Raw genomic sequence first — 23,111 nt, forward strand, 5'->3', positions numbered from 1 at the left:
CCCACCGCCTGTCCTTTCGTCCGATCGACGCATCGCCGCCCGCAGGGCGCGGAAACCGTGCCCTCGGTGCTCAGGCGGCATGACCCTGGTGGAGATGCTGACGACGCTGACCGTCGCTGCGGTCACGGTGGCGGTTGCCATTCCTTCCTTTCGCAGTGTGGCCGACGCGAGAAAGCTCGACGGCGCAGCGATGGCCATGTTCTCCACCCTGAGCTTGGCTCGAAGCGAAGCCATCAAGCGCAACGCTCCCGTCGTGCTGTGCAAATCCGCCGACGGCATGGTCTGTGCGGGCAGTGGAGGCTGGGAACAAGGCTGGATCACTTTCCACGACGGCAACAACAATGCGCTCGTGGACCATGGCGAAACGGTCATCCAGAAGGCGCACGCCGTCGGCTCCGGCATCCGTTTCAGCGGCAACCTGCAAGTCGCCCGGTACATTTCCTTCTCTGCCTTGGGTGCGCCCCGGACTGTCAGCGGTGCTTTTCAGGCTGGCACCCTCACGGCTTGCCAGCGCAGGGACGGCGCTGCAAACGCGAAGCAGGTGATCCTGAGCGCTACCGGGCGGGCCCGCCTGAGCAAAGCGGGGATCAGCGAGTGCCAGTGACCGCCTAGCGCCTCACCTCGTCCACCAGCGTCTTGAACTCGTCGATGTCCTCGAAGCTGCGGTACACGCTGGCAAAGCGCACGTAGGCCACCTTGTCCAGCTTCTTGAGCTCGCGCATCACCAGCTCGCCGATGCGCGAGCTGGCGACCTCGCGCAGGCCCAGCGTCAGCAGCTTCTCCTCGATGCGCTCCACCGCGCCATCGATCTGCTCGGTGCTCACCGGCCGCTTGCGCAGTGCCAGGTTCAGGGAGGCGCGCAGCTTGCCGCCGTCGTAGTCGATGCGCCGGCCGTCCTTCTTGACCACGGCCGGGAAGCTGACGTCCGGCCGCTCGTAGGTGGTGAAGCGCTTCTCGCAGGCCGCGCACTGGCGCCGCCGCCGGATGAAGTCGCCGTCCTCGGCCATGCGCGTTTCCACCACCTGGGTGTCGCCCTTGCCGCAGAACGGACACTTCATTGTGCGGGCCCCTACCTGTAGACCGGGAACCGGCGGGTGAGGGCGTGGACCTTCTCCCGCACGGCCGCGATGTTGGCGGCATCGCGCGGCTTGTCCAGCACGTCGGCGACCAGGTGGGCCGTCGCGCGGGCTTCTTCTTCCCTGAAGCCGCGCGTGGTCAGGGCCGGCGTGCCGATGCGCACGCCGCTGGTCACCATCGGCTTTTCCGGATCGTTGGGGATGGCGTTCTTGTTGATGGTCATGTGGGCCTCGCCCAGCACGGCCTCGGCTTCCTTGCCGGTGATGCCCTTGGCCCGCAGGTCCACCAGCATGACGTGGCTTTCGGTGCGACCGCTCACGATGCGCAGGCCGCGTTCCACCAGCGTCTGCGCCACCACCTGGGCGTTCCTGACCACCTGCTGCTGGTAGATCTTGAACTCGGGCGACAGGGCCTCCTTGAAGGCCACGGCCTTGGCGGCAATCACGTGCATCAACGGGCCGCCCTGCAGCCCCGGGAAGATGGCGCTGTTGATCGCCTTCTCGTGCTCCGGCTTCATCAGGATGATGCCGCCGCGCGGGCCGCGCAGGCTCTTGTGGGTGGTGGAGGTCACGACGTCGGCATGGGGTACCGGGTTGGGGTAGACGCCCGCGGCGATCAGGCCGGCATAGTGCGCCATGTCCACCATGAAGAGGGCGCCGACCTCCCGGGCCACCTTGGCGAAGCGCTCGAAGTCGATGCGCAGCGAGTAGGCCGAGGCGCCCGCGATGATCAGCTTGGGCTTGCTCTCGCGCGCCTTGCGCTCCATGGCGTCGTAGTCGATCTCCTCCTTCTCGTTGAGGCCGTAGGAGACGACGTTGAACCACTTGCCGCTCATGTTCAGCGCCATGCCGTGCGTGAGGTGGCCGCCTTCGGCCAGGCTCATGCCCATGATGGTGTCGCCGGGCTTGAGGAAGGCCAGGAACACGGCCTCGTTGGCCTGCGCGCCGGAGTGCGCCTGCACGTTGGCCGCCTGGGCACCGAACAGCTGCTTGACGCGGTCCAGGGCCAGCCGCTCGGCCACGTCGACGTTCTCGCAGCCGCCGTAGTAGCGCTTGCCGGGGTAGCCCTCGGCGTACTTGTTGGTCAGCTGAGTGCCCTGGGCGGCCATCACGGCCGGCGAGGCGTAGTTCTCGCTGGCGATCAGCTCGATGTGCTCTTCCTGCCGGCGGTTCTCGGCCTGGATGGCGGCAAACAGCTCGGGATCGGTTTGTTCGACGAGGATGTGGCGGTGGTACATGGCGGCGGCAGTCCTTCAGACGACGGTCCCTGTTCACGAACAAGGGCTGCCCAGGCGAACGGCTGAACGCCGCGGCCCCAACCACGGACCCGGCGGTGCGCTTCCCCGTGGTGTCCCACGTCAGCGCGGGCGCCCGGAGCCGGGGCCGCGCCTATCGCCAGTCGCGCACGGGCCAAGTGTAGCCCAGCGCCGGGTCGCTCCGCTCAGAACACCGACAGGCGCGCGACCTTTTCTTCCTGGGCCTTGGGCTGCTCGTCGGCGGGCTTGGCGGGCGAGACGGCGCGGATGACCGGGGGCGTGAACACCGGCACGGCCCGGCCGGCGGCCACCTGTTGCAGCCGCGCATGCTCGGCCAGCACCTTCTCGGCGTAGCCACCGTCGCCCTCGAGGTTGGCCGCGCCCACGTAGTACTTGAGCCCGGCCTGCAGCGAACCAGCGCGCTGTATGCATTCCTGCAGCACCTTCACCCCCACGCGCAGGTTGGTCACCGGGTCGAAGGCGGCCAGCTTGCCGCCGAAGTTCTCGTACTTGTCGCTGTGCACGCCGGTCATCACCTGCATCAGACCCTGGGCGCCCACCGGGCTCTGGGCGAACGGGTTGAAGCCGGACTCGATGGCCATGATGGCCAGGATGAGGGTGGGGTCGAGCTTGGTCTTGTGGCCGATCTGGTAAGCCTCGGCCACCAGCGCGCTGATCGGCTCCGGCGCCACGCGGTACTTGCGGCTCAGCCAGTAGGCCACGGCGGCCTGCTGCTTGGGCAAGTCGTTCGGGTTGGCCGCGGTGGCCCGGTCGATCGCGTCCGGCTCCGGCTGCATGCCCAGCGCTTCGGCGTGGCGGGTCTGCAGCCAGCTCATCAGCTTGGTTTCCCCGGTCTGCCGCAGATCGGGCCGGGCCGTGAGGGTGACCACGGCGAAAACGACCGCCAGGCCGACAACGGCAAAGCCGTTGTGCGTGATCTCAAAAAAGCCCTGGGCGATGTCCGAGGCGAAGGTTCGCAGGCCGTGGACCAGTTTTCCTGACGCTGTCATAGCACTTCCTCATCTAGCGCGGGCCTGGGGCGGTGCGGGGCACCGTGACCTCAGACTCCTCGTTTGGATCGGTACGCCATCAAATGCCTGCAGGTTTCAAAAAACCTGCTTCGGTCACTTGACTTCGCCGGGGTCGGCAGCGGGTTCGGGGTCCTTCCCGGGTCAGGTGGGAAGACGGGGCGGATTCTAGGGGCCGCTGTAATAACCGGTCAAGAATATAGAAAGCTGCTTTTATATCTAAATTACTTGAGTCAAAGTCAATTTACGCTTGGTAACACCGAGTGAATGTCAGTTGATCTAGAGGTTGCACGTGGGACATGGCTGACAAGGAAGCAATGCCAAGGTTGCTGGCCAGCCGGAGGGGCAGAACCACCAAGTGACCGCCGGCTCGGCAATGTCACGTCAAGGCAGAAGCTGCAATGGCGTAAGCCGCTGCCATTGAAAACACGCATTGGCAATGCGAGGAGCAGCGCCTAATTTCCGGGGGCCTGACATCAGGCGTCTCGCCTCAGGTCACTTCGGTGGCTGCGTGGCACCCTCAGGAAGCAATCTTTGCTTCCGCTGCGGAACGGAGCGTCCAGCGCGCCGGTCTGCAACAGCGGCCCGCCATCCAGCGGCCGCTCAGCCCGGCAGACGGTCGAAAGCCGCCTGCCGGGCTTTCTTGTTGGGAGATCAGAGGCGCATCCACCTCTGCTGCCGCGGCAGAGAGTTTTCAAGGCCAAAATAGCGGCTTGCCCTCGCCCGAGGGCCGCTTTGTTTCAAGAACTCCCTTCCGTGACCCAAGCCACCCTCAAATCCCACGACACCCAGGCGCTGGACGCGCTGACTGGCGGCGCCTTTTCGGCGGCGACCTCGGGCGAGCGCGCCTCGCGCCTGCGCGAATGGCTGGCCTCCAACCCGGCGGCCGAGCAGATGCAGGAGGTGTACCGCGAGCTCAGCGGCCGCGACAAGGGCGCGGCCCGGCTGCTGCGGGAGCGGCTGGACGAGATCAAGCGCAGCCGGGGCCAGGAGGCGATTGCCGCCGAATGGTCGCAGCGGGCCGAGGCGCTGCTGGCCCAACCCAAGATCAACATCGCCGACGCCATGGCATGGCAGCGCGACGCGGCCAAGGCCGGCGCCCCCCTTAGCCGCGAGCCGCTGGCCTCGCTCAAGTCGCGGCTGGCCGAGCGCATCCGCGGCATCGAGGACCTGCAGCACCGTGTCCAGGTGCAGCGCGAGGCCGCCGTGCTGCTGGCCCAGCGCATCGAGGTGCTGTCGACCAAGTCCTGGCGCGACGCCCAGGCCGCGGCCGATGCATTGCGCGCTGACGTTCCGGAGTGGCAGGCCCAGGCCCAGGCGCTGGTGCAGGACCCCAACTGGCCCAGCGTGGATGCGCGCTTCCCGCCCTTGCTGGAGGCCTCGCGCAACCAGCTCCAGGTGGTGTGGGATGCATTCCAGAGCGCGCTGACACAAGCCGTGGGCGCCGATACCGACCCGGCAGCGCCGCTGCCGCCGGTGCCGGTATGGGCCGACGAACTGCGCGCCGCGCGCGGCGTACCGGTGGAGGTGCCGGTCAAGCCCGCCAAGCCCAAGGTCGACCCGGGCGTGCGCGCCAAGGCCCAGGACACCGTGCGCGAAGCACTGGCCCGGCTGGAGCAGGAAGTGGCCCAGGGCCATGGCAAGGCCAGCGCCGGCGCCGCCCAGGCGCTGCGCAACGCGCTCAAGGAGCACGGCAAGCTCATCGACGGGGCCCTGGAGAACCAGGCGCACGCCGCGCTGGCTGCCGCCGGCGAGATGGAAGGCTGGCAGCGCTGGCGCGCCGACCAGCTGCGGCTGGAGCTGGTGGCCAAGGCCGAAGGCCTGTTCGAGACCGTGTCCCAGGCACCGCCGGCCGAAGGCGGCGAGGGGCAGGCAGCCCCCGCGCCCGAACGCAAGCCCCGCTACGGCGGGCGCAAGATGCAGGAGCAGCTGCGGCAGCTGCGCGAGCAGTGGAAGCAGGTGGACCAGGGCGGGGCGCCCAACCACGCGCTGTGGAAGCGCTTCGACGAGGCCTGCAACGAAGCCTACAAGGTGGTCGAGGCCTGGCTGGACAAGGTCAAGACCGAATCGGCCGAGCACCGCGCCCGTCGGTTGGCGCTGATCGACGAGGTCAAGTCCTGGGCCGCCGCCCACCCCGCGGCGCCGGGTGGTGACTGGAAGGCGTTCAGCCGCGCCATCCACCAGTTCGAAAACCGCTGGCGCGAGGCCGGCCATCTGAGCGAGAAGGCCTTTGCCGAACTGCAGCCGCAGTGGAAGGAGGCTATCCACGCCGCCGAGGCGCCGCTGGCGGCCGTGCAGAAGCAGAGCCTGGAACGCCGCCACGCCATGATCGAGGAGGCGCAGGCGCTGGGCGCCCAGCCTTCGCTGCGCATCGACGCGGTCAAGGCCCTGCAGCAGCGCTGGCAGGCCGAGGCCCAGTCCATCCCGCTGGACCGCAAGCACGAGCAGAAGCTGTGGGACGCGTTCCGCAAGCCGATCGACGAGGCCTTCAACCGCAAGGGCGAGGAGCGCGAACGCGCGGCCGCCGCGCTGAGCGACCGCGATCGCGCCGTGCTGGAGGCCTCCAAGGCGCTGGAGGCGGCCAACGCCTCGGGCGACGCGCAAAGGATCCGCCATGCCATGGCTGCGCTGGAGGCGGCGCTGCGCGGGCAGGCCCAGGCGCGGGCTGCCGCGGCCGAAGCGGCAGCGGCGCCGGCAGCAGGGGCCAAGGAAGGCGAGGCCGGCACCGGTGGCGCCAGCGATGCTCCTGAAGCCGGTGCCGACGCGCCCGCCGCCGAACCGCCGGCCGCACCGCCCAAGCCGGCGCCTCGTCCGGTGGTGGCCATGCGCGGCGACGACCGCCCGGGCATGAAGAAGGCGGAGCCCGCGCCGGCCCGCGGCGGGCGCTTCGGCGACCGCAAGGGCGGCCCGGCGGGTCCCGGCGCCGGCCGTTTCGGCGCCGGCGATCGCGGCGGGCGCGAGTTCGACCGCGGAGGCCGGGATGGCCGCGCCGGTGGCCGCTTCGGCGACCGTGCGCCCGAGGACCGCGGCCCGCGCCTGGGCGACGTCGCCTTCCGCGCCCAGCGCGAGGCCCTGGACCATGCGCAGCAGGCCCTGAAGAAGCTGGCGGCCCAGGCGCATGGCGAGGCGCTGACCCAGCTGATGACTGCCTGGGAGCAGCGCGCTGCCGACCAGGTCCCGCCGCAAGGCGAGCTGGGCAAGGCAGTGACGCCTGCGGTGCGCAGCAGCTGGGTGCAGGCCCTGGGCGCGGCGCCCGCCGGCGATGCCTCCGAGGTGCTGCTGCGGCTGGAGATCGCGGCCGAGGTGCCCACGCCGGCCGAGCATTTGCAGGCGCGGCGCGCGCTGCAGCTGCAGCTGCTGACGCGCCGCAACGACCCGTCGCCGGCGCAGACCTGGGGGCAGGACACGGCCCGCGTGCTGGCCACCGCGCATCAGCCGCAGGCGGCGCGCCGCCTGCAGAACGTGCTCAAGCAGCTGATGCGCGGCTAAGGCCGGGTGGCCGAAGGCTTGAAGAAGCTGTCGAACAGGGTGGCCAGCCGGGGGAACTCGGCCTCGAAGCGGTCGCGGGCGACGAAGTAGGCCTCGCAGGCCACGGCGAAGAATTCGTCGGGCGCCTGCGCGCCGTACGCGTCCAGCCACGGCCGCTCACCGCCGAAGCGTTCGGCCACGACGACCCGCTCGCGAAACGCTTCGTACTCGGCATGCAGCAGCGACAGCCAGTCGCGGCGGGCCGCCGCCGAGGGCAGGGGCGGGCAGCCGTCCCCCACGCCGTCACGCAGGTCGATCTTGTGGACGAACTCGTGGATCACCACGTTGTAGCCCTGCGCCGCGCTGTCGCCGGCCTCGCGCACGTCCTGCCAGTTCAGCATCACCGGACCCAGGTCCATGGCTTCGCCGGCCAGCACCTCGTCGTAAGCGTGCACCACGCCGGCTTCGTCCGTCACGCGGCGGCGCGCCACCACCTCGCGCGCGTGCACCACGATGCCGACGAAGTCGTCGTACCAGCGCAGGCCTAGGTGCAGCACCGGCAGCACGGCCTGCACGGCGATGGACAAGGCCATCTCGTCGGTGATGGCCAGGCCTTGCGCGCCGTGGAATTCCTTGTCGGCGAGGAAGCGCGCCGCCAGCTCGCGCAGGCGCTCGCGCTCGGCCACCGGCCGCTGCGCCAGGAAGGGGTAGGCTTCCATCACCTGCCGCCACAGCGCTTCAGGGATGTCCGGTGGCGTCCGGCGCCGTCGCCACCAGCCGAACATCAGGCGCCAGCCAGGATGACGCGATGCAGGCCTTGCCCGGCCTCCAGGCGCAGGGCCTGCAGGCGCGGCGGCTGCGAGGCGGCGTCCCAGTCGCTGAGCACCACGCGGCGCAGGCCGTCCCCCAGCCCGTGTTCACCCGGCCGGTGCGTGTGGCCGTGGATCATCACCTGCGCACCGGCGGCCCGCAGCCACTCGCGCGCGGCGGCGGCGTCCACGTCGGCGTACTCGGCCACCTCGCGCTGCTGCGCCTGGCTGCCCTCGCGCAGGCGGCGGGCCACCTCCTGCCGTTGCGCCAGCGGCTGGGCCAGGAAGTCGCGGGCCCACTGGGGCGTGCGCACCTGGGCGCGGAAGGCGAGGTATTTGGTGTCCGCCAGGCACAGCATGTCGCCGTGGGTGAGCAGCCAGCGCCGGCCGGCGAAGGCCAGTACCGTGGGATCGCCGATCAGCCGGGTGCCGGTGCGCCGCGCCAAGCCTTCGCCCACCAGGAAATCGCGGTTGCCGTGCATCAGGAACACCGGCCGGCGCGCAGCCGCCTCGCGCAGCACGGCCTCGCAGTCCGCGGCGAAGCCGGGGCCCTCGGCGGCGTCGTCGCCGATCCAGACCTCGAACAGGTCGCCGAGGATGAAGACCGCATCGGCGGGCGTGGACGCCATGTAGCGGCGCCAGGCCTCGAAGGTCGCCGGCTCGCCGGCCTGCAGGTGCAGGTCCGAGATGAAGTCGACGGCGCGCCAGCCCGGCGCGGCCGCCAGGTGCGTGAAGCAGGGCGTTTCGCTGCCCACCGCCGCCTCCTTCAGAGCAGGACGGCCTTCTCGATCACCACGTCCTGGTTCGGCACGTCGTCGTGGAAGCCCTTGCGGCCGGTCTTGACGGCCTTGATGCGGTCCACCACGTCGGCGCCTCCGACCACCTTGCCGAACACCGCGTAGCCCCAGCCCTGCGGGCTGGGCGAGGTGTGGTTGAGGAACTCGTTGTCCGCCACGTTGATGAAGAACTGCGCAGTGGCCGAATGCGGTGCCTGGGTGCGCGCCATGGCCACGGTGTAGTTGCCGTTCTTCAGGCCGTTGGTGGCCTCGTTCTCGACGGGCGCATCGGTGGGCTTTTGCTTCATGCCCGGCTCGAAGCCGCCGCCCTGGACCATGAAGCCCGGAATGACGCGGTGGAAGATGGTGCCGTCGTAGTGGCCCTTCTTCACGTAGGAGACGAAGTTCTCCACCGACTTGGGCGCCTTGGCTGCGTCCAGCTCCAGCGTGATCACGCCATGACCGGCGATGTGCAGTTCGACCTTGGGGTTGCTCATGATGCGGATCCTCTTGTGTGTTGCTTACTTCACCAGCGTGGCGCTGGTGATGACCACCGGCGTGCGCGGCACGTCGCTGGGGAAGGGGCCGCCGGCGCCCGTGGGCATGGCCTTGATCCTGTTGACCACGTCCATGCCGCTGACCACCTTGCCGAACACGGTGTAGCCGTACAGCTGCGGTGCGCGTTCCAGCTGGGCCCGCGGCACATTCTCGTACACCCGTCCCTGGTACTCGAACCGGGGCACCGGGTCGCCCGGCGGGACGGGCGTGGGGTCCAGGAAGGCGTTGTCCTTGACGTTGATGAAGAACTGCGCCGTGGCGGAATTCGGGTCGCCCGTGCGGGCCATCGCCAGCGTGCCCACCACGTTCTTCGGCCCGCCCTTGGCCAGGGCTTCGCGGCCCTCATGCGCCACCGGCGCGCGGGTGGGCTTTTGCGAGTAACTGGCGTCGTAGCCGCCGCCCTGGACCATGAAGTCGTTGATGACGCGGTGGAAGACGGTGCCGTCGTAGTGCTTGTCGCGCACGTACTGCAGGAAGTTCGCTACCGTCTTGGGCGCCTTGTCGGGGTAGACCTCGACCACGAAGTCGCCCGCCGAGGTGGCGAACTTGACACGCGGCGCCGCTTGCGCGCCGACGATCAGGGGCGCGGCCGCGCAGGCGCCGGCCAGCAGGGCCGCTGCAGCGCGGCGCGTCAAAGCCCGAGGCCTTGCAATCATTCGATGACTCCTTCGAAGAAGATTTTCCCGAGCGTCACGGCCGGGCGCCCTTGCCTGCCGGGGCGAACAGCTCGCGGATCAGTGCCAGCTTGGGCTGCACGCCGGTGTTGGCCGCATCGAGCTGCAGCGCTTTGCTGTAGGCCTGGCTGGCCAGCTTGGCGTACACGTCGCCCAGGTTCTCGTGCGCGGTGGCGTAGCCGGGGTTGGTGCGGATGGCCATCTCCAGGGCGGCGCGCGCCTTGTCGAACTGGCCCTGGCCGGCGTACAGCACGGCCAGGTTGTTGTACGGCTCGGGCAGCTCGGGATAGTCCTCGGTGAGCTTGGTGAAGGTGGCGATGGCCTCCTGCGTACGGCCGGCGCTGGTCTGGACCACGCCCTTGAGGAAGCGCATCTGCGGATCGCGCGGCTTGGCCGCCAGGTACTGGTCGGCCTTGGCCAGCGCCTCGACATGCCTGCCCGAACGCAGCAGCTGGTCGACATCGGCATAGTCGTCGGCGCGCGCGGGCAGGGCGGCTGCCAGCACGGCGGCCAAGGCCAGCAGGCGCAAGGCCGGGGGACGGAAGGGGCGTGCGTGCGACATGGAGGCCTTGGTCTGCGCTTGTGACATGCCCTCACACAGGGCTATATACTGCGCCGGATTGTAGCCGGGGCACCTCTCGAAGCGACCCGGTGCAAGCCTGAAACCAGCCTTCCGAACAGCGCCCGCCCGTGTGCGGCGCATGCCCTCCAGACATCCATGAGCCTGCGCATCTACAACACGCTGACGCGTGCGCTGGAGGACTTCGTTCCGCTCGAAGCCGGCCGCGTGCGCATGTACGCGTGCGGCATCACCGTCTACGACCTGTGCCACATCGGCCACGCGCGCGCCTACGTGGCTTTCGACCTGATCCAGCGCTGGCTCAAGGCGAGCGGCCTGCGGGTCACCTTCGTGCGCAACATCACGGACATCGACGACAAGATCATCCGCCGCGCCGTGGAGAACGGCGAGACGGTGCGCCAGCTCACCGACCGCATGATCGCGCAGATGTACCTCGACTTCGACGCGCTGGGCATCGAGCGGCCGACGCACGAGCCGCGCGCCACCGACTACGTGCCGCAGATGCTGGACATCGTGCGCACGCTGGAAGCCAAAGGACTGGCCTACCGGGCCGAGGGCGGCGACGTGAACTACGCGGTGCGCCGCTTCCCCGGCTACGGCAAGCTCTCGGGCAAGTCGCTGGACGAGCTGCATGCCGGCGAGCGCGTCGCGGTGCTCGAGGGCAAGGAGGACCCGCTCGACTTCGTGCTGTGGAAGGCCGCCAAGCCCACCGAGCCGCCCGATGCGCAGTGGGACAGCGATTACGGCCGCGGCCGCCCGGGCTGGCACATCGAGTGCTCCGCCATGTCGTGCGCGTTGCTGGGCGAGACCTTCGACCTCCACGGCGGCGGCGCCGACCTCACCTTCCCGCACCACGAGAACGAGATCGCCCAGAGCGAAGGCGCCAACGGCAAGCCGCTGGCGCGCTTCTGGGTGCACAACGGCTTCGTCAACATCGACAACGAGAAGATGTCCAAGTCGCTGGGCAACTTCTTCACCATCCGCGAGGTGCTGAAGAAGTTCGACGCCGAGACCATCCGCTTCTTCATCGTCCGCGCGCACTACCGCAGTCCGCTGAACTACAGCGACGTGCACCTGGAGGACGCGCGCGGCGCGCTCAGGCGCCTGTACACCGCGCTGGACGCCGTGCCCCCCGCGCCTGCAGCGATAGCCTGGGCCGACCCGCACGCGGCCCGCTTCAAGGCCGCCATGGACAACGACTTCGCCACGCCCGAGGCGGTGGCCGTGCTGTTCGAGCTGGCCGCCGAGGTCAACCGGGGCCGGTCGGCCGAGCGTGCCGGCCTGCTGAAGGCGCTGGGAGGCTGCCTGGGCATCCTGCAGGGCGACCCGCGTGCCTTCCTGCGCAGCGGCGCCGCCCTGGACGAGGCGACCATCCTGCAGCGCATCGAGGCGCGGGCCGCGGCCAAGAAGGCCAGGGACTTCGCCGCAGCCGACCGCATCCGCGCCGAGCTGCTGGCCCAGGGCATCGTGCTCAAGGACTCGGCGGCGGGCACGACCTGGGAAGCGGCGTCATGAGCGATGCCGGCGGCAGCCCCGTCCAGCTGGCCCGGCCCGACTACTGGGAGGAGGCCTGCCGCCACTTGGCCCGCAAGGACCGGGTGATGAAGCGCCTGATCCCGCAGTTCGGCGACGCCTGCCTGCAGTCGCGCGGCGATGCCTTCACCACGCTGGCGCGCAGCATCGTCGGCCAGCAGATCTCGGTCAAGGCGGCGCAAAGCGTCTGGGACCGCTTCGCCAAGCTGCCGCGCCGCATGACGCCCGCGGCGGTGCTCAAGCTCAAGGTGGACGACATGCGGGCCGCCGGCCTGTCGGCTCGCAAGATCGAGTACCTGGTCGACTTGGCGCTGCATTTCGATTCCGGTGCCATCCACGTGGATGCCTGGGACCGGATGGAGGACGAGGCCATCATCACGGAGCTGGTCGGCATCCGCGGCATCGGCCGCTGGACGGCCGAGATGTTCCTCATCTTCCACCTGATGCGGCCGGATGTGTTGCCTTTGGACGACATCGGGCTCATCAACGGCATCAGCAAGAACTACTTCTCGGGCGACCCCGTCAGCCGCAGCGAGGCGAGGGAGGTGGCGGCCGCCTGGACCCCTTACTGCAGCGTCGCCACTTGGTATATTTGGCGCTCGCTCGATCCGCTGCCCGTCGCCTACTGACGGGCGCGAGCGAGAACAAACAAAGAATCAAAGATTCAGAGGAGCTGCAACCTTGGCCAAGAAGACCTTCCTGGACTTCGAGCATCCCATTGCCGAACTCGAGACCAAGATCGAGGAGCTGCGCTACGTGCAGACCGAGTCGGCCGTCGACATCTCCGAGGAGATCGACCAGCTCTCCAAGAAGAGCCAGCAGCTGACCAAGGACATCTACAGCGATCTCACGCCCTGGCAGATCACCAAGATCGCCCGGCATCCGGAGCGGCCCTACACGCTGGACTACGTCGGCGAGATCTTCACCGACTTCATCGAGCTGCACGGCGACCGGCACTTCGCCGATGACCAGTCCATCGTCGGCGGCCTGGCCCGCTTCAACGGCAACGCCTGCATGGTGCTGGGCCACCAGAAGGGCCGCGACACCAAGGAGCGCGCGCTGCGCAACTTCGGGATGAGCCGGCCCGAGGGCTACCGCAAGGCCCTGCGGCTGATGAAGACGGCCGAGAAGTTCAGGCTGCCGGTGTTCACCTTCGTCGACACGCCCGGCGCCTTTCCCGGCATCGACGCCGAGGAGCGCGGCCAGTCGGAAGCCATCGGCCGCAACATCTACGAGATGGCGCAGCTGGAGGTGCCCATCATCACCACCGTGATCGGCGAGGGTGGTTCCGGCGGCGCGCTGGCCATCTCCGTGGCCGACCAGGTGCTGATGCTGCAGTACTCGGTGTACTCCGTCATCAGCCCCGAGGGCTGCGCGTCCATCCTGTGGAAGACCTCCGAGAAGGCGCAGGACGCGGCCGACGCCATGGGCATCACCGCGCACCGGCTCAAGGCCCTGGGCCTGGTGGACAAGATCGTCAACGAGCCGGTGGGCGGCGCCCACCGCGACCACAAGCAGATGGCCGCCTTCCTCAAGCGCGCCCTGAACGACGCCTGGCGCCAGGTGAGCGACCTCAAGGTGCGCGAGCTGCTGGAGCGGCGGTACGAGCGGCTGCAAAGCTATGGCCGCTTCACCGACACCAAGGCCGACGCCCGCTGAGCCGCCGGGCCGCCCCGATCCCGTCCTGGCGCCGCTGCAGGCGCTGAATCCCCCGCACCCCCTGGGCGTCGCCTTCAGCGGCGGCGCCGATTCCACGGCGCTGCTGTTCGCCGCGGCCCGGCAGTGGCCCGGCGCGGTGCACGCGGTCCACGTGCACCACGGCCTGCAGGCGGCCGCCGACGCTTTCACCGAGCACTGCGCGCGCAGCTGCGAGGGCCTGGGCGTGCCGCTCCATGTGCGGCGCGTCGATGCCCGGCCGGCGGCCGGCGAGAGCCCCGAAGACGCGGCGCGTGGCGCGCGCTATCAGGCTTTGGCGGCCGCCGCGCGCGACGCGGGTCTGGCCTGCGTGCTGCTGGCCCAGCATGCGGACGACCAGGCCGAGACCCTGCTCCTGGCGCTCAGCCGCGGCGCCGGTCTGCCGGGGCTGGCCAGCATGCCGGCGCGTTTCGAGCGGCACGGCGTGGTCTTCCTGCGCCCGCTGCTGGCGGTGCCGGGTGCCCGGCTGCGAAACTGGGCCCGCGAACAGGCGATCGCCTTCATCGAGGATCCCACCAACGCCGACACGCGCTACACGCGCAACCGCATCCGGCGCGACCTGCTGCCCGCGCTCGAGCGGGCCTTCCCGGCCTTCCGCGAAACCTTCGCCCGCTCCGCGCGTCACGCGGCGCAGGCGCAGCGTCTGCTCGACGAGGTGGCTGCCGCCGACCTGGCGGCCATGGGCGGCGAGCCGGACATCGGCGCCCTGCAGGTCCTGTCCTGCGCACGCCAGGGCAACCTGCTGCGCTACTGGCTGAGGACCGTGCATGCCCAGCAGCCCAGCGCCGCCCAGCTGGATGAGCTGTTGGCCCAGGTGGCCGACTGCACGACGCGCGGCCACCGGCTGCGCTTGAAGGTGGGCGCCGGGTTCGTTCTCAGGGATGGTCCCCGGTTGCGCTTTGCCGGCGGCTGATCGAAGAATCCCATGCGACAACCACAGGAGACAAGCATGGGCATTTCCCGCCGCACGGCGCTCAGGCAACTCGGCGGCGCCTCGGCCGCGCTGCTGGCCTTTCCCTCGCTGGCGCAGCAGGGCTGGCCGAACAAGCCGATCCGCTACATCGTGCCGTTCGCCCCGGGCGGCACCACCGACATCCTGGGCCGCATCGCCGCCGAGCGGCTGACGCCGGTGCTGGGCCAACCCGTGGTGATCGACAACAAGGCGGGGCAGGGCGGATCGATAGGCGCGGCGGAACTCGCCCGGGCCGCTCCGGACGGCTACACCATCGGCGGCGGCACGATCAGCTCGCATGCGATCAACGCCTCGCTCTACTCCAAGCTGCCTTACGACCCCATCGCCAGCTTCGCGCCGATCACGGTCTACGCGACGCAGCCCAACGTGCTGCTGGTGCACCCCAGCGTGCCGGTCCAGTCGCTGGCCGACTTCATCAAGCTGCTCAAGGCCAGCCCCGACAAGTTCTCCTTCGGGTCGGCCGGCAGCGGCACCTCGCAGCACATCTCCGGCGAGCTGTTCAAGAGCATGGCGGGCGTGCAGATGCAGCACATCCCGTACAAGGGCAGCGGGCCGATGATGACGGACCTGCTGGGCGGCAACCTGCTGGCCGCGGTGGACAACATCGCCACGGCCATCCCGCACATGAAGACCGGCAAGCTGCGGGCGCTGGCGGTCACCACCTCCAGACGCTCCCAGGCCGCGCCGGAGGTGCCGACCTTCGCCGAGCAGGGCCTGGCGGGTTACGAGCTCGCCTCCTGGCAGGCCGTGTTCGCGCCGGCGGGAACGCCCCAGCCCATCGTGGACCGGCTCTACACCGAGATCAGCCGGTTCCTCAAGACGCCCGAGATCCAGAAGCGCTTCGCCGACCTGGGGCTCGACCCGAGCGGCATGCCGCCGCAGGAGCTGGCCGCGCTGATCAAGGCCGACGTGCCGCGCCTGGGCAAGGTGGTGCGCGACAGCGGCGCCAAGGCCGACTGAGGCGCGCGCCGCGCGCCCTGGAAGAGCTGTGCCGCGCAGCAGCTAAAATGCGCGGTTCCCACAGGCGGCCCAGGCCGGCGCGACATGCCGGCCGGGCCTTTCTTTCGCATCTTCCATGGCACTGATCGTTCACAAATACGGCGGCACGTCGATGGGCTCGACCGAGCGCATCAAGAATGTCGCCAAGCGCGTGGCCAAGTGGGTGCAGGCGGGCCACCAGCTGGTGGTGGTGCCCAGCGCCATGAGTGGCGAGACCAACCGCCTGCTCGGCCTGGCCAAGGAGCTGGCGCCGGCCCGGCCGGGCGACGCCTACCTGCGCGAGCTGGACATGCTGGCCTCCACCGGCGAGCAGGTGTCCGTGGGCCTGCTGGCCATCGCGCTGCAGGCCGAAGGTCTGGAGTCGGTGAGCTACGCCGGCTGGCAGGTGCCCATCCGCACCAACAGCGCGTTTACCAAGGCCCGCATCGAATCCATCGACGACCGGAAGGTGCGCGCCGACCTGGCGGCGGGCAAGGTGGTCATCATCACCGGCTTCCAGGGCGTGGACGACCACGGCCACATCACCACCCTGGGCCGCGGCGGCAGCGACACCTCGGCCGTGGCCGTGGCCGCCGCGATGAAGGCGGCCGAGTGCCTGATCTACACCGACGTGGACGGCGTCTACACCACCGACCCGCGGGTCGTGCCCGAGGCGCGGCGCCTGTCCACCGTGAGCTTCGAGGAGATGCTGGAGATGGCGTCCATGGGCTCCAAGGTGCTGCAGATCCGCAGCGTGGAGTTCGCCGGCAAGTACAAGGTGCCGCTGCGCGTGCTGTCCAGCTTCACGCCCTGGGACATTCCGGTCGAGGAAGAGGCCCGGTCCGGCACCCTCATCACTTTCGAGGAAGACGAACAAATGGAACAAGCCGTCGTATCCGGAATCGCCTTCAACCGCGACGAGGCCAAGGTGTCGATCCTGGGCGTGCCCGACAAGCCGGGCATCGCCTACAACATCCTGGGCGCCGTGGCCGATGCCAACATCGAGGTCGACGTCATCATCCAGAACCTCTCCAAGGAGGGGAAGACCGACTTCAGCTTCACCGTGCACCGCAACGACTATGCGCGCACCGTGGACCTGCTCAAGACCCGCGTGCTGCCCACCCTGGGCACCGACCGCATCGAGGGCGATACCCGCATCTGCAAGGTCAGCATCGTGGGCATCGGCATGCGCAGCCACGTGGGCATCGCCAGCAAGATGTTCCGCGCGCTGGCCGAGGAGGGCATCAACATCCAGATGATCTCCACCAGCGAGATCAAGACCTCGGTGGTCATCGACGAGAAGTACATGGAGCTCGCGGTGCGGGCGCTGCACCGCGCCTTCGACCTGGACCAGCCGGCCGCCTGAAGAGCGCAGGCTTGGGGCATAATGCCCGCTGCTGGAAACGTGACCGAGAGGCCGAAGGTGCTCCCCTGCTAAGGGAGTATGCGGTGTAGAGCCGCATCGAGGGTTCGAATCCCTCCGTTTCCGCCAACAATCCTTCCCCTCCAGCCAACTCAGCCGTCGATGGCCGCCGCGGCCGCCGCATCGTCGAGCCCCGAGCCGCTAAGATCATTCCCCGCCCGCGCAGTGCCTCTTGCGCTGCCGTGCGCGTGAATGCAAGCATCCCCCGACATCGCGCCCTACATCGGCAAGCTCGTCAATTTCCGGCGCGACCTGCACGCCCATCCCGAACTGAAGTTCGAGGAGTCGCGCACGTCCGGCCAGATCGCCGCTTGGCTGCAGTCCCTCGGCCTGCCGCTGCAGCGCGGCCTGGGCGGGACGGGCATCGTCGCGACGCTGCGCGGCAAGGGCCCGGATGCCCATGATCCCGCCCGCGCCCTCGGGCTGCGTGCCGACATGGACGCGCTGCCGGTGCAGGAGCTCAACACCTTCGATCACGCCAGCGCCCATCCCGGCCGCATGCACGCCTGCGGCCACGACGGTCACACGGCCATGCTGCTGGGCGGCGCCACCCTGCTGGCCCGGCAGCCGGACTTCAACGGCACGGTTCACTTCATCTTCCAGCCGGGCGAGGAGGGCGGGGCCGGCGCGCGCCGGATGATGGAAGACGGCCTGTTCGACCGCTTTCCCATGAAGGCGGTGTTCGCGCTGCACAACTGGCCCGCGCTGCCGGCCGGTCAGATGGGCGTGCGGGTCGGGCCCATCATGGCCGCGACCAACCGCTTCGAGATCCGCGTGCGCGGCCAGGGCGGGCACGCCGCCCAGCCCCACACCACGGTCGACCCCATCCCCGTCGCCTGCGCCATCGTCGGCCAGCTGCAAACGCTGGTGTCGCGCGGCGTCGATCCGCTGGACAGCGCCGTGCTCACCGTCGGCAAGATCGACTCGGGGACCGTGGAGAACATCATTCCGGACCAGGCCTTCATCTACGGCACCTGCCGCACCCTGAGCACCGCGACGCAGAGCCAGCTGGTGGAGGGCATCCGGCGCATCAGCACCCACGTGGCGCAGGCGCACCGGGCCAGCGCCGAGGTGATCATCAAGCCGGGCTACCCGGCCACGGTCAACCACCCGCGGGAGGCACGCTTCATGGCGCAGGTGATGCGCGCCCTGGTGGGCGTAGGCAACACCCATGCCGACGTGCTGCCCGCCATGACCGCGGAAGACTTCGGCTTCATGCTGGAGCAGGTGCCGGGCGCCTACGGCTTCATCGGCAACGGGGCAGGGGGCCGGCCGGGCGTCAACCTGCACAACGCCGCCTACGATTTCAACGACGACATCCTCGGCCTGGGCGCGGGCTTCTGGGACCGGCTGGCGCGCCAGTGGTTCGGGCAGGCAGGGACGAACGGGAAGGACATGCGCCCATGACATCTCGCCGAAACGCCCTGGGACTGGGGCTGGGTTCCCTGGCGGCCGCCGTGCTGCCGCTAGCCGCGCGCGCGCAGGGGGCCTGGCCGGAGCGCGCGGTCAGGATCGTCGTCCCCTACCCGGCGGGCGGCGTGAACGACGTGGTCGCGCGCATGCTGGCCGAGCACCTGCGGCCGCTGCTCGGGCAGCCGGTGGTGGTGGACAACCGCGCCGGTGCCGGCGGCACCATCGGCATGGACGCCGTCGCCCGGGCCCAGGACGGCCACACGCTGGCCTTCGCCGCGATCAGCCCGCTGACGCTGAACCCGCACGTCATGAAGGTGCCCTACGACCCGCTGAAGGATTTCGTGCCGGTGGCGCCGGTGATGTATTCGCCGGTCTACGTGCTGGCGACGCCGCGCTTGCCGGGCGCCAGCTTCGAGGACGCGATCGCCGCGGCCAAGGCCGGGCCCGGCAGGGTGAGCATCGCGAGCTCGGGCTACGGCACGCTCGGGCACATCATGATCGAGCAGATCCGCCGCAAGTCGGGCGCCGACCTCACGCACGTGCCCTACAAGGGCGGCACCCAGCTCGTGACCGACGCCGGCGGCGGCCAGTTCGACCTGTTCGTCGCCAATCCGTTCGCGGCCATCAACAACCTGATCGCCGAAGGCAAGCTGCGCGTGCTGGCGGTGACCGGGCCGCGCCGCCTGGCCGCCATGCCTCAGGTGCCGACGCTGGCCGAGCTGGGCTTCCCGGAAGCCAACCTCACCTCGCTGTTCGGCTTCTACGCGCCAGCGTCCCTGCCCGCCGAGGCGGTGCGGCGGCTGAACGGCGCCATCAACCAGGTGCTGGCCGACAAGGAAGTGCAGGAGCAGTTGCGCAAGCTCGACAATGTCGTGAGCCCCGGCACGCCGCAGCAATTCGCGGCGCTGATCGAGCGGGAGCACGCCGCCAACGCGCGCATTGTGAAAGAGGCCAACATCAAGGCGGAGTGAGGTGCCGCGCCTCGTAGGCGGCGATCTCCTGCTCGTGGCGCAATGTCAGCGCGATCTCGTCGATGCCGGCCAGCAGGCACTCCTTGCGGAAGGGGTCGACGTCGAACCCTTCGATGCCGCCATCGGGAAACCGCAGCGTCTGGCGGGCGAGGTTGATGGCCAGGGAGGTCCCGGGCGCCGCATGCAGCTGCGAGCGCAGGCCGGCGACCCGTCCCGCCGGCAGCACGATGGGCAGCGCGGCGTTCTTGAACGAGTTCTCGAAGAAGATGTCGCCGAAGGACGGCGCGATCCAGGCCCGGAACCCGGCGCCCGTGAGCGCCCAGACCGCCGCCTCGCGCGAGGAGCCGCAGCCGAAGTTCTCCGCCGTCACCAGGATCTGCGCGCCCCGGTACTCCGGCCGGTCCAGGATGAACTCCGGGTCGCGTTCGCGCAGGTCGCGAAACAGGAAATTCCCGTAGCCCGCGGAACGCGGATGGCGCAGGAAGCGCGCGGGGACGATCTGGTCGGTGTCCACGTTGGCGAGATCCAGCGGGACCGCCGCGGCATGCAGGGTGGTGAAGGCCTGCATGCTCAGCCCGCCAGCAGCTTGCGCACATCGGTCATCCGCCCCGTCACCGCCGCGGCGGCGGCCATCGCCGGGCTCATGAGGTGGGTCCGGGCGCCCTTGCCCTGCCGGCCCTCGAAGTTCCGGTTGGAGGTCGATGCGCAGCGCCGGCCGGCACCGACCAGGTCGCCGTTCATGCCCACGCACATCGAGCAGCCCGGCTCGCGCCAGTCGAACCCGGCCTCCCGGAACACCCGGTCCAGGCCCTCGGCCTCGGCTGCCCGCTTCACCAGCCCGGAGCCGGGCACGACCAGCGCGGGCACCACCGCCCTGCGGCCGCGCACCACCGACGCCGCGATCCGCAGGTCCTCCAGCCGGCTGTTGGTGCAGGAGCCGATGAACACCTGGTCGACCGGCAGGCCCTCCAGCTTCTGCCCGGGCTGCAGGTCCATGTAGCGCAGCGCCTTTTCCATGCTGCCGCGCCGGGTCGGGTCGGGCTGCTGCGCCGGGTCGGGAACGACGCCGCCGATCGCCACGCCATGCTCCGGGCTCGATCCCCAGGTGGCCATCGGTTCGATCGACGCGGCGTCGAGCGCGACCTCGCGCTCGAACACCGCGTCCGGGTCCGACGGCAGCCGGCGCCAGCGCGCGACGGCGCGGTCCCAGTCCGCGCCCGTGGGCGCGTACGGGCGTCCCGCCAGGTACTCGAAGGTGGTGTCGTCGGGCGCCACCAGGCCGCTGCGCGCGCCCGCCTCGATCGACATGTTGCAGACCGTCATGCGCGCCTCCATCGAGAGCGCGCGGATGGCGCTGCCGGCGTACTCGATCGTGTAGCCGGTCCCGCCGAAGGCGCCGATCCTCGCGATCAGCGCCAGGACCAGGTCCTTGGAATGCACGCCCGGGCGAAGGAGGCCGCGCGCCTCGACGCGCAGTGTCCTCGAGCGGGTCTGCCACAGCGCCTGCGTGGCCAGCACGTGGGCGACCTCGGAGGCTCCGATGCCGAAGGCGAGCGCGCCGAAGGCGCCGTGCGTGGAGGTATGCGAGTCGCCGCAGACCAGCGTGATCCCGGGCTGCGTGATCCCCTGTTCCGGCCCGACCACGTGGACGATGCCCTGGCGCGGATCGTCCGGCCCGAAGAAGGTGATGCCCGTGCGCGCCGCGTTCGCCGCCAGCGTCTCGATCTTCTCCCGCAGCTGCGGGTCGGCGATGGCCTGCCGGTCGCGGGTGGGGATGTAGTGGTCGGGCGTGGCGAAGGTCGCTTCGGGCCGGCGCACCGACCGCCCGGCGTTGCGCAGCGCCTCGAAGGCGTGGAAGCTGCCGTCATGCGCCAGGTGCCGGTCGATGTAGAGCAGGGTCCTGCCGCCGGGGCCGGCGGCGACCGCGTGCGCGTTCCAGATCTTGTCGTAGAGGGTGGCCGCCATCTACTCCGGGAGGTGCCCGACGGAGTCGGCGTACTTGCGCATGGCCTCCTCGCCCAGGTAGTCGCGCTCCCAGGCGCGCACCTGGTCGAAGCCCGCGAAGGTGTGCAGGTCGCCCAGGGGATGCTGGCGGAAGGACTCCATGAACCGCGTCTCGGCCGCCGGCCCGTCGCGGCGCATCTGCTGCGCCAGGTCGTGCATGGCGCCGAGCGCGGACCGCAGCATGGCGTTGGGGGAGATGCACACCGCGATGCCCAGGGCGCGCATCTCCTCCAGCGTCAGCCGCGGCGAGACGCCCGTCATGTTGTAGAACACCGGGCCTTCGACGGCGCGGCAGATGCGCTCGACCTCCTCGCGCGAGGTGGGCCCCTCGATGAACGCCAGGTCCGCGCCGGCGGCCAGGAAGGCATTGGCGCGGCGGATCGCCTCGTCCAGCGAGCCGCCGGAGGCGCCGCGCGCGTCGGTGCGCGCGATCAGCACGAAGTCGGGGTCCAGCGCGTCGCGGGTGTCCACCGCCGCCCGGACCTTGCCTACGGCTTCCTCCATGGGGATCACCTGCCGCCCGGCCACGTGGCCGCAGCGCTTGGGGTTCACCTGGTCTTCCATGTGCAGCCCCGCCACGCCCGCCGTGATGTATTCGCGCACGGTGCGGATCACGTTGATCGCGTTGCCGAAGCCGGTGTCGGCGTCGGCGATCAGCGGCAGGCCCACCGCGGAGGCGATGTAGCGCGCGTTGGCGACCATCTCCGACATCGTCGTGAGGCCCACGTCGGGCAGGCCGGTGAGCGACAGCGAGGTCCCGTAGCCGGTCATGTAGACGGCGTCGAAGCCGGCGCTCTCCAGCACCCGTGCGCTCATGGCGCTGTAGCAGCCCGGGATATAGAGGGTGGGGCCTTGCGCGATCAGCTCGCGCAGGCGCGTGGAGGCTCTTTTCCGGGTCATTGCGGCTTCACCCCCGAATCCTTCAGCACCTTGCCCCACAGTTTCTGCTCCTCGGCCAGGAAGGCGCGGAATTCGGCCGGCGTGTTGCCCGCCGGGTCGGCGCCGAGCTTGGTCAGGCCTTCCCGGACCGCGGGCGACTGCAGCGCCTTCACGGCGGCCTGGTGCAGCCGGGAGATGGCCTCCCTGGGCGTGCCGCTGCGGGCCAGCAGGCCGTACCAGGTGTCCGAGGCATAGCCGGGCAAGGTTTCGCCCACCGTGGGGATCTCCGGGTTGCTCTGCGGCCGCCGGCTGCTGGTCACCGCGATCACCTTCAGCCGGCCATCCTTGATCAGCGGCTGCAGGGGCAGCAGGCCGTCCACGGCGAGCTGCACCTCGCCGGCGAGCACGCCCTGGCGCGCCTGCGTGCTGCCCTTGTAGGGCACGTGCACGATGTCCACGCCGGCCATGGACTTCAGCAGCTCCATGTTCAGGTGGGTGGCCGAGCCGGTGCCGGCGGACCCGTAGTTCAGCTTGCCGGGGTTGTTCTTGGCATAGGCGATCAGCTCGCGCAGGTTGCTGGCCGGCACCGAGGGATGCGCCGCGATGACCTGGTGGGTGTAGGCCAGCACCGTGATCGGTTCGAAGTCGCGCAGGGGGTCGTAGGTGGAGCCGGCATGCAGCGCCGGGTTGATGACGTGCGAGGGGCTGACGGCCAGCAGTGTGTAGCCGTCGGCGGGAGCGTTCAGCACCGAGGTGGTCCCCAGCAGGCCCCCGGCACCCGGCCGGTTGTCGATGACCACGGACTGCCCCAGCTCCCTGGCCATGCCGTCGCCCACCGTGCGCGCCAGCGTGTCGCCGGTGCCCCCGGCGGCCAGCGGCACCACGACCTTGACGGGCTTGGACGGATAGGCCTGCGCCAGGCCCACGGCCTGGGCCGACAGCAGCAAGGCGCCGGCGATCAGCGAAACAACTCTCTTCATCTTGTCTCCTGTGTTCTGGCCGCCATCCTAACGGGCA

The 23,111-nt window shown here is 69.9% G+C and carries 22 protein-coding genes and 1 tRNA gene; 11 read left to right on the plus strand and 12 right to left on the minus strand.

Going from position 1 to position 23,111, the window contains the following annotated elements; translation table 11 throughout:
* The first annotated feature begins 79 nt into the window (after positions 1-79).
* Positions 80-604 carry a GspH/FimT family protein gene (locus RTA_RS07835; RefSeq protein WP_041675195.1) on the plus strand — a complete coding sequence of 175 codons (525 nt, stop codon included), beginning with the start codon at positions 80-82 and terminating at the stop codon, positions 602-604.
* 4 nt (positions 605-608) lie between these two features.
* Here the strand turns inward: RTA_RS07835 and nrdR are convergent, their stop codons facing one another.
* From nrdR to RTA_RS07850, 3 genes are all read right to left on the minus strand, one after another.
* Positions 609-1,058, minus strand: coding sequence for a transcriptional regulator NrdR (nrdR, locus tag RTA_RS07840; RefSeq protein ID WP_013900854.1), 450 nt, complete (start codon positions 1,056-1,058; stop codon positions 609-611).
* Positions 1,059-1,069: 11 nt separating this feature from the next.
* The gene (gene glyA / locus RTA_RS07845) at positions 1,070-2,314 is read right to left on the minus strand and encodes a serine hydroxymethyltransferase (RefSeq protein WP_013900855.1); all 1,245 of its coding nucleotides are present in this window, start codon (positions 2,312-2,314) and stop codon (positions 1,070-1,072) included.
* A gap of 203 nt (positions 2,315-2,517) precedes the next feature.
* Positions 2,518-3,342 (minus strand): lytic transglycosylase domain-containing protein, encoded by an 825-nt coding sequence (locus RTA_RS07850; RefSeq protein WP_013900856.1) that lies wholly within the window; start codon positions 3,340-3,342, stop codon positions 2,518-2,520.
* A 774-nt stretch (positions 3,343-4,116) separates the two neighbouring features.
* Here RTA_RS07850 and RTA_RS07855 point away from each other — a divergent pair.
* Complete coding sequence (locus tag RTA_RS07855) at positions 4,117-6,849, plus strand: DUF349 domain-containing protein (protein ID WP_143762931.1); 2,733 nt, start codon at positions 4,117-4,119, stop codon at positions 6,847-6,849.
* On the opposite strand, the gene RTA_RS07860 is transcribed toward RTA_RS07855, so the two are convergent.
* The 5 genes from RTA_RS07860 to RTA_RS07880 are packed head-to-tail and all read right to left on the minus strand — an operon-like array spanning position 6,846 to position 10,207.
* Entirely contained in the window at positions 6,846-7,613 is a 768-nt protein-coding gene (locus RTA_RS07860; RefSeq protein WP_013900858.1) for a M90 family metallopeptidase, read from the minus strand. The two genes, RTA_RS07855 and RTA_RS07860, sit on opposite strands and share 4 nt — an antisense overlap.
* A complete protein-coding gene (locus RTA_RS07865) occupies positions 7,613-8,392 on the minus strand; it encodes a UDP-2,3-diacylglucosamine diphosphatase (protein WP_013900859.1) in 780 nt (259 codons plus the stop codon). Before RTA_RS07865 ends, RTA_RS07860 begins: the two co-directional genes overlap by 1 nt.
* An 11-nt stretch (positions 8,393-8,403) precedes the next feature.
* A complete protein-coding gene (locus tag RTA_RS07870) occupies positions 8,404-8,910 on the minus strand; it encodes a peptidylprolyl isomerase (RefSeq protein WP_013900860.1) in 507 nt (168 codons plus the stop codon).
* Positions 8,911-8,934: 24 nt separating this feature from the next.
* Entirely contained in the window at positions 8,935-9,627 is a 693-nt protein-coding gene (locus tag RTA_RS07875) for a peptidylprolyl isomerase (RefSeq protein ID WP_013900861.1), read from the minus strand.
* Between the two features lie 34 nt (positions 9,628-9,661).
* Positions 9,662-10,207: a tetratricopeptide repeat protein gene (locus tag RTA_RS07880; RefSeq protein ID WP_013900862.1), complete on the minus strand. Its 546-nt coding sequence runs from the start codon at positions 10,205-10,207 to the stop codon at positions 9,662-9,664.
* A 156-nt stretch (positions 10,208-10,363) separates the two neighbouring features.
* On the opposite strand from RTA_RS07880, the gene cysS reads away from it, so the two are divergent.
* From cysS to RTA_RS07925, 9 genes are all read left to right on the plus strand, one after another.
* Entirely contained in the window at positions 10,364-11,740 is a 1,377-nt protein-coding gene (cysS, locus tag RTA_RS07885) for a cysteine--tRNA ligase (RefSeq protein ID WP_013900863.1), read from the plus strand.
* Positions 11,737-12,387 carry a DNA-3-methyladenine glycosylase family protein gene (locus RTA_RS07890; protein WP_013900864.1) on the plus strand — a complete coding sequence of 217 codons (651 nt, stop codon included), beginning with the start codon at positions 11,737-11,739 and terminating at the stop codon, positions 12,385-12,387. The genes cysS and RTA_RS07890 overlap by 4 nt, the downstream gene beginning before the upstream one ends.
* A gap of 52 nt (positions 12,388-12,439) precedes the next feature.
* On the plus strand, positions 12,440-13,417 hold the full coding sequence (locus tag RTA_RS07895; protein ID WP_013900865.1) for an acetyl-CoA carboxylase carboxyltransferase subunit alpha: 978 nt from the start codon (positions 12,440-12,442) through the stop codon (positions 13,415-13,417).
* A complete protein-coding gene (tilS, locus tag RTA_RS07900; RefSeq protein WP_013900866.1) occupies positions 13,380-14,366 on the plus strand; it encodes a tRNA lysidine(34) synthetase TilS in 987 nt (328 codons plus the stop codon). Before RTA_RS07895 ends, tilS begins: the two co-directional genes overlap by 38 nt.
* 36 nt (positions 14,367-14,402) lie before the next feature.
* Positions 14,403-15,386, plus strand: a complete 984-nt coding sequence (locus RTA_RS07905) for a Bug family tripartite tricarboxylate transporter substrate binding protein (RefSeq protein ID WP_013900867.1) — start codon at positions 14,403-14,405, stop codon at positions 15,384-15,386.
* A gap of 115 nt (positions 15,387-15,501) precedes the next feature.
* Positions 15,502-16,770, plus strand: coding sequence for an aspartate kinase (locus tag RTA_RS07910; protein ID WP_041675197.1), 1,269 nt, complete (start codon positions 15,502-15,504; stop codon positions 16,768-16,770).
* Between the two features lie 33 nt (positions 16,771-16,803).
* Positions 16,804-16,896 (plus strand) — tRNA-Ser (locus tag RTA_RS07915).
* A 123-nt stretch (positions 16,897-17,019) separates the two neighbouring features.
* A complete protein-coding gene (locus RTA_RS07920; protein WP_013900869.1) occupies positions 17,020-18,234 on the plus strand; it encodes a M20 aminoacylase family protein in 1,215 nt (404 codons plus the stop codon).
* The gene (locus RTA_RS07925) at positions 18,231-19,211 is read left to right on the plus strand and encodes a Bug family tripartite tricarboxylate transporter substrate binding protein (protein WP_013900870.1); all 981 of its coding nucleotides are present in this window, start codon (positions 18,231-18,233) and stop codon (positions 19,209-19,211) included. The genes RTA_RS07920 and RTA_RS07925 overlap by 4 nt, the downstream gene beginning before the upstream one ends.
* Here the strand turns inward: RTA_RS07925 and leuD are convergent.
* Genes leuD through RTA_RS07945 form a run of 4 tightly spaced genes read right to left on the minus strand, consistent with a single transcriptional unit; the run spans position 19,198 to position 23,074 of the window.
* Positions 19,198-19,779 (minus strand): 3-isopropylmalate dehydratase small subunit, encoded by a 582-nt coding sequence (leuD, locus tag RTA_RS07930; protein ID WP_013900871.1) that lies wholly within the window; start codon positions 19,777-19,779, stop codon positions 19,198-19,200. The two genes, RTA_RS07925 and leuD, sit on opposite strands and share 14 nt — an antisense overlap.
* 2 nt (positions 19,780-19,781) lie before the next feature.
* Positions 19,782-21,176: a 3-isopropylmalate dehydratase large subunit gene (gene leuC, locus RTA_RS20670; RefSeq protein WP_013900872.1), complete on the minus strand. Its 1,395-nt coding sequence runs from the start codon at positions 21,174-21,176 to the stop codon at positions 19,782-19,784.
* Positions 21,177-22,115, minus strand: coding sequence for an isocitrate lyase/PEP mutase family protein (locus tag RTA_RS20675; protein ID WP_013900873.1), 939 nt, complete (start codon positions 22,113-22,115; stop codon positions 21,177-21,179).
* The gene (locus RTA_RS07945) at positions 22,112-23,074 is read right to left on the minus strand and encodes a Bug family tripartite tricarboxylate transporter substrate binding protein (protein WP_013900874.1); all 963 of its coding nucleotides are present in this window, start codon (positions 23,072-23,074) and stop codon (positions 22,112-22,114) included. Before RTA_RS07945 ends, RTA_RS20675 begins: the two co-directional genes overlap by 4 nt.
* Positions 23,075-23,111 lie beyond the last annotated feature (37 nt).

The sequence above is a fragment of the Ramlibacter tataouinensis TTB310 genome (assembly GCF_000215705.1).
GTDB classification, from domain to species: domain Bacteria; phylum Pseudomonadota; class Gammaproteobacteria; order Burkholderiales; family Burkholderiaceae_C; genus Ramlibacter; species Ramlibacter tataouinensis.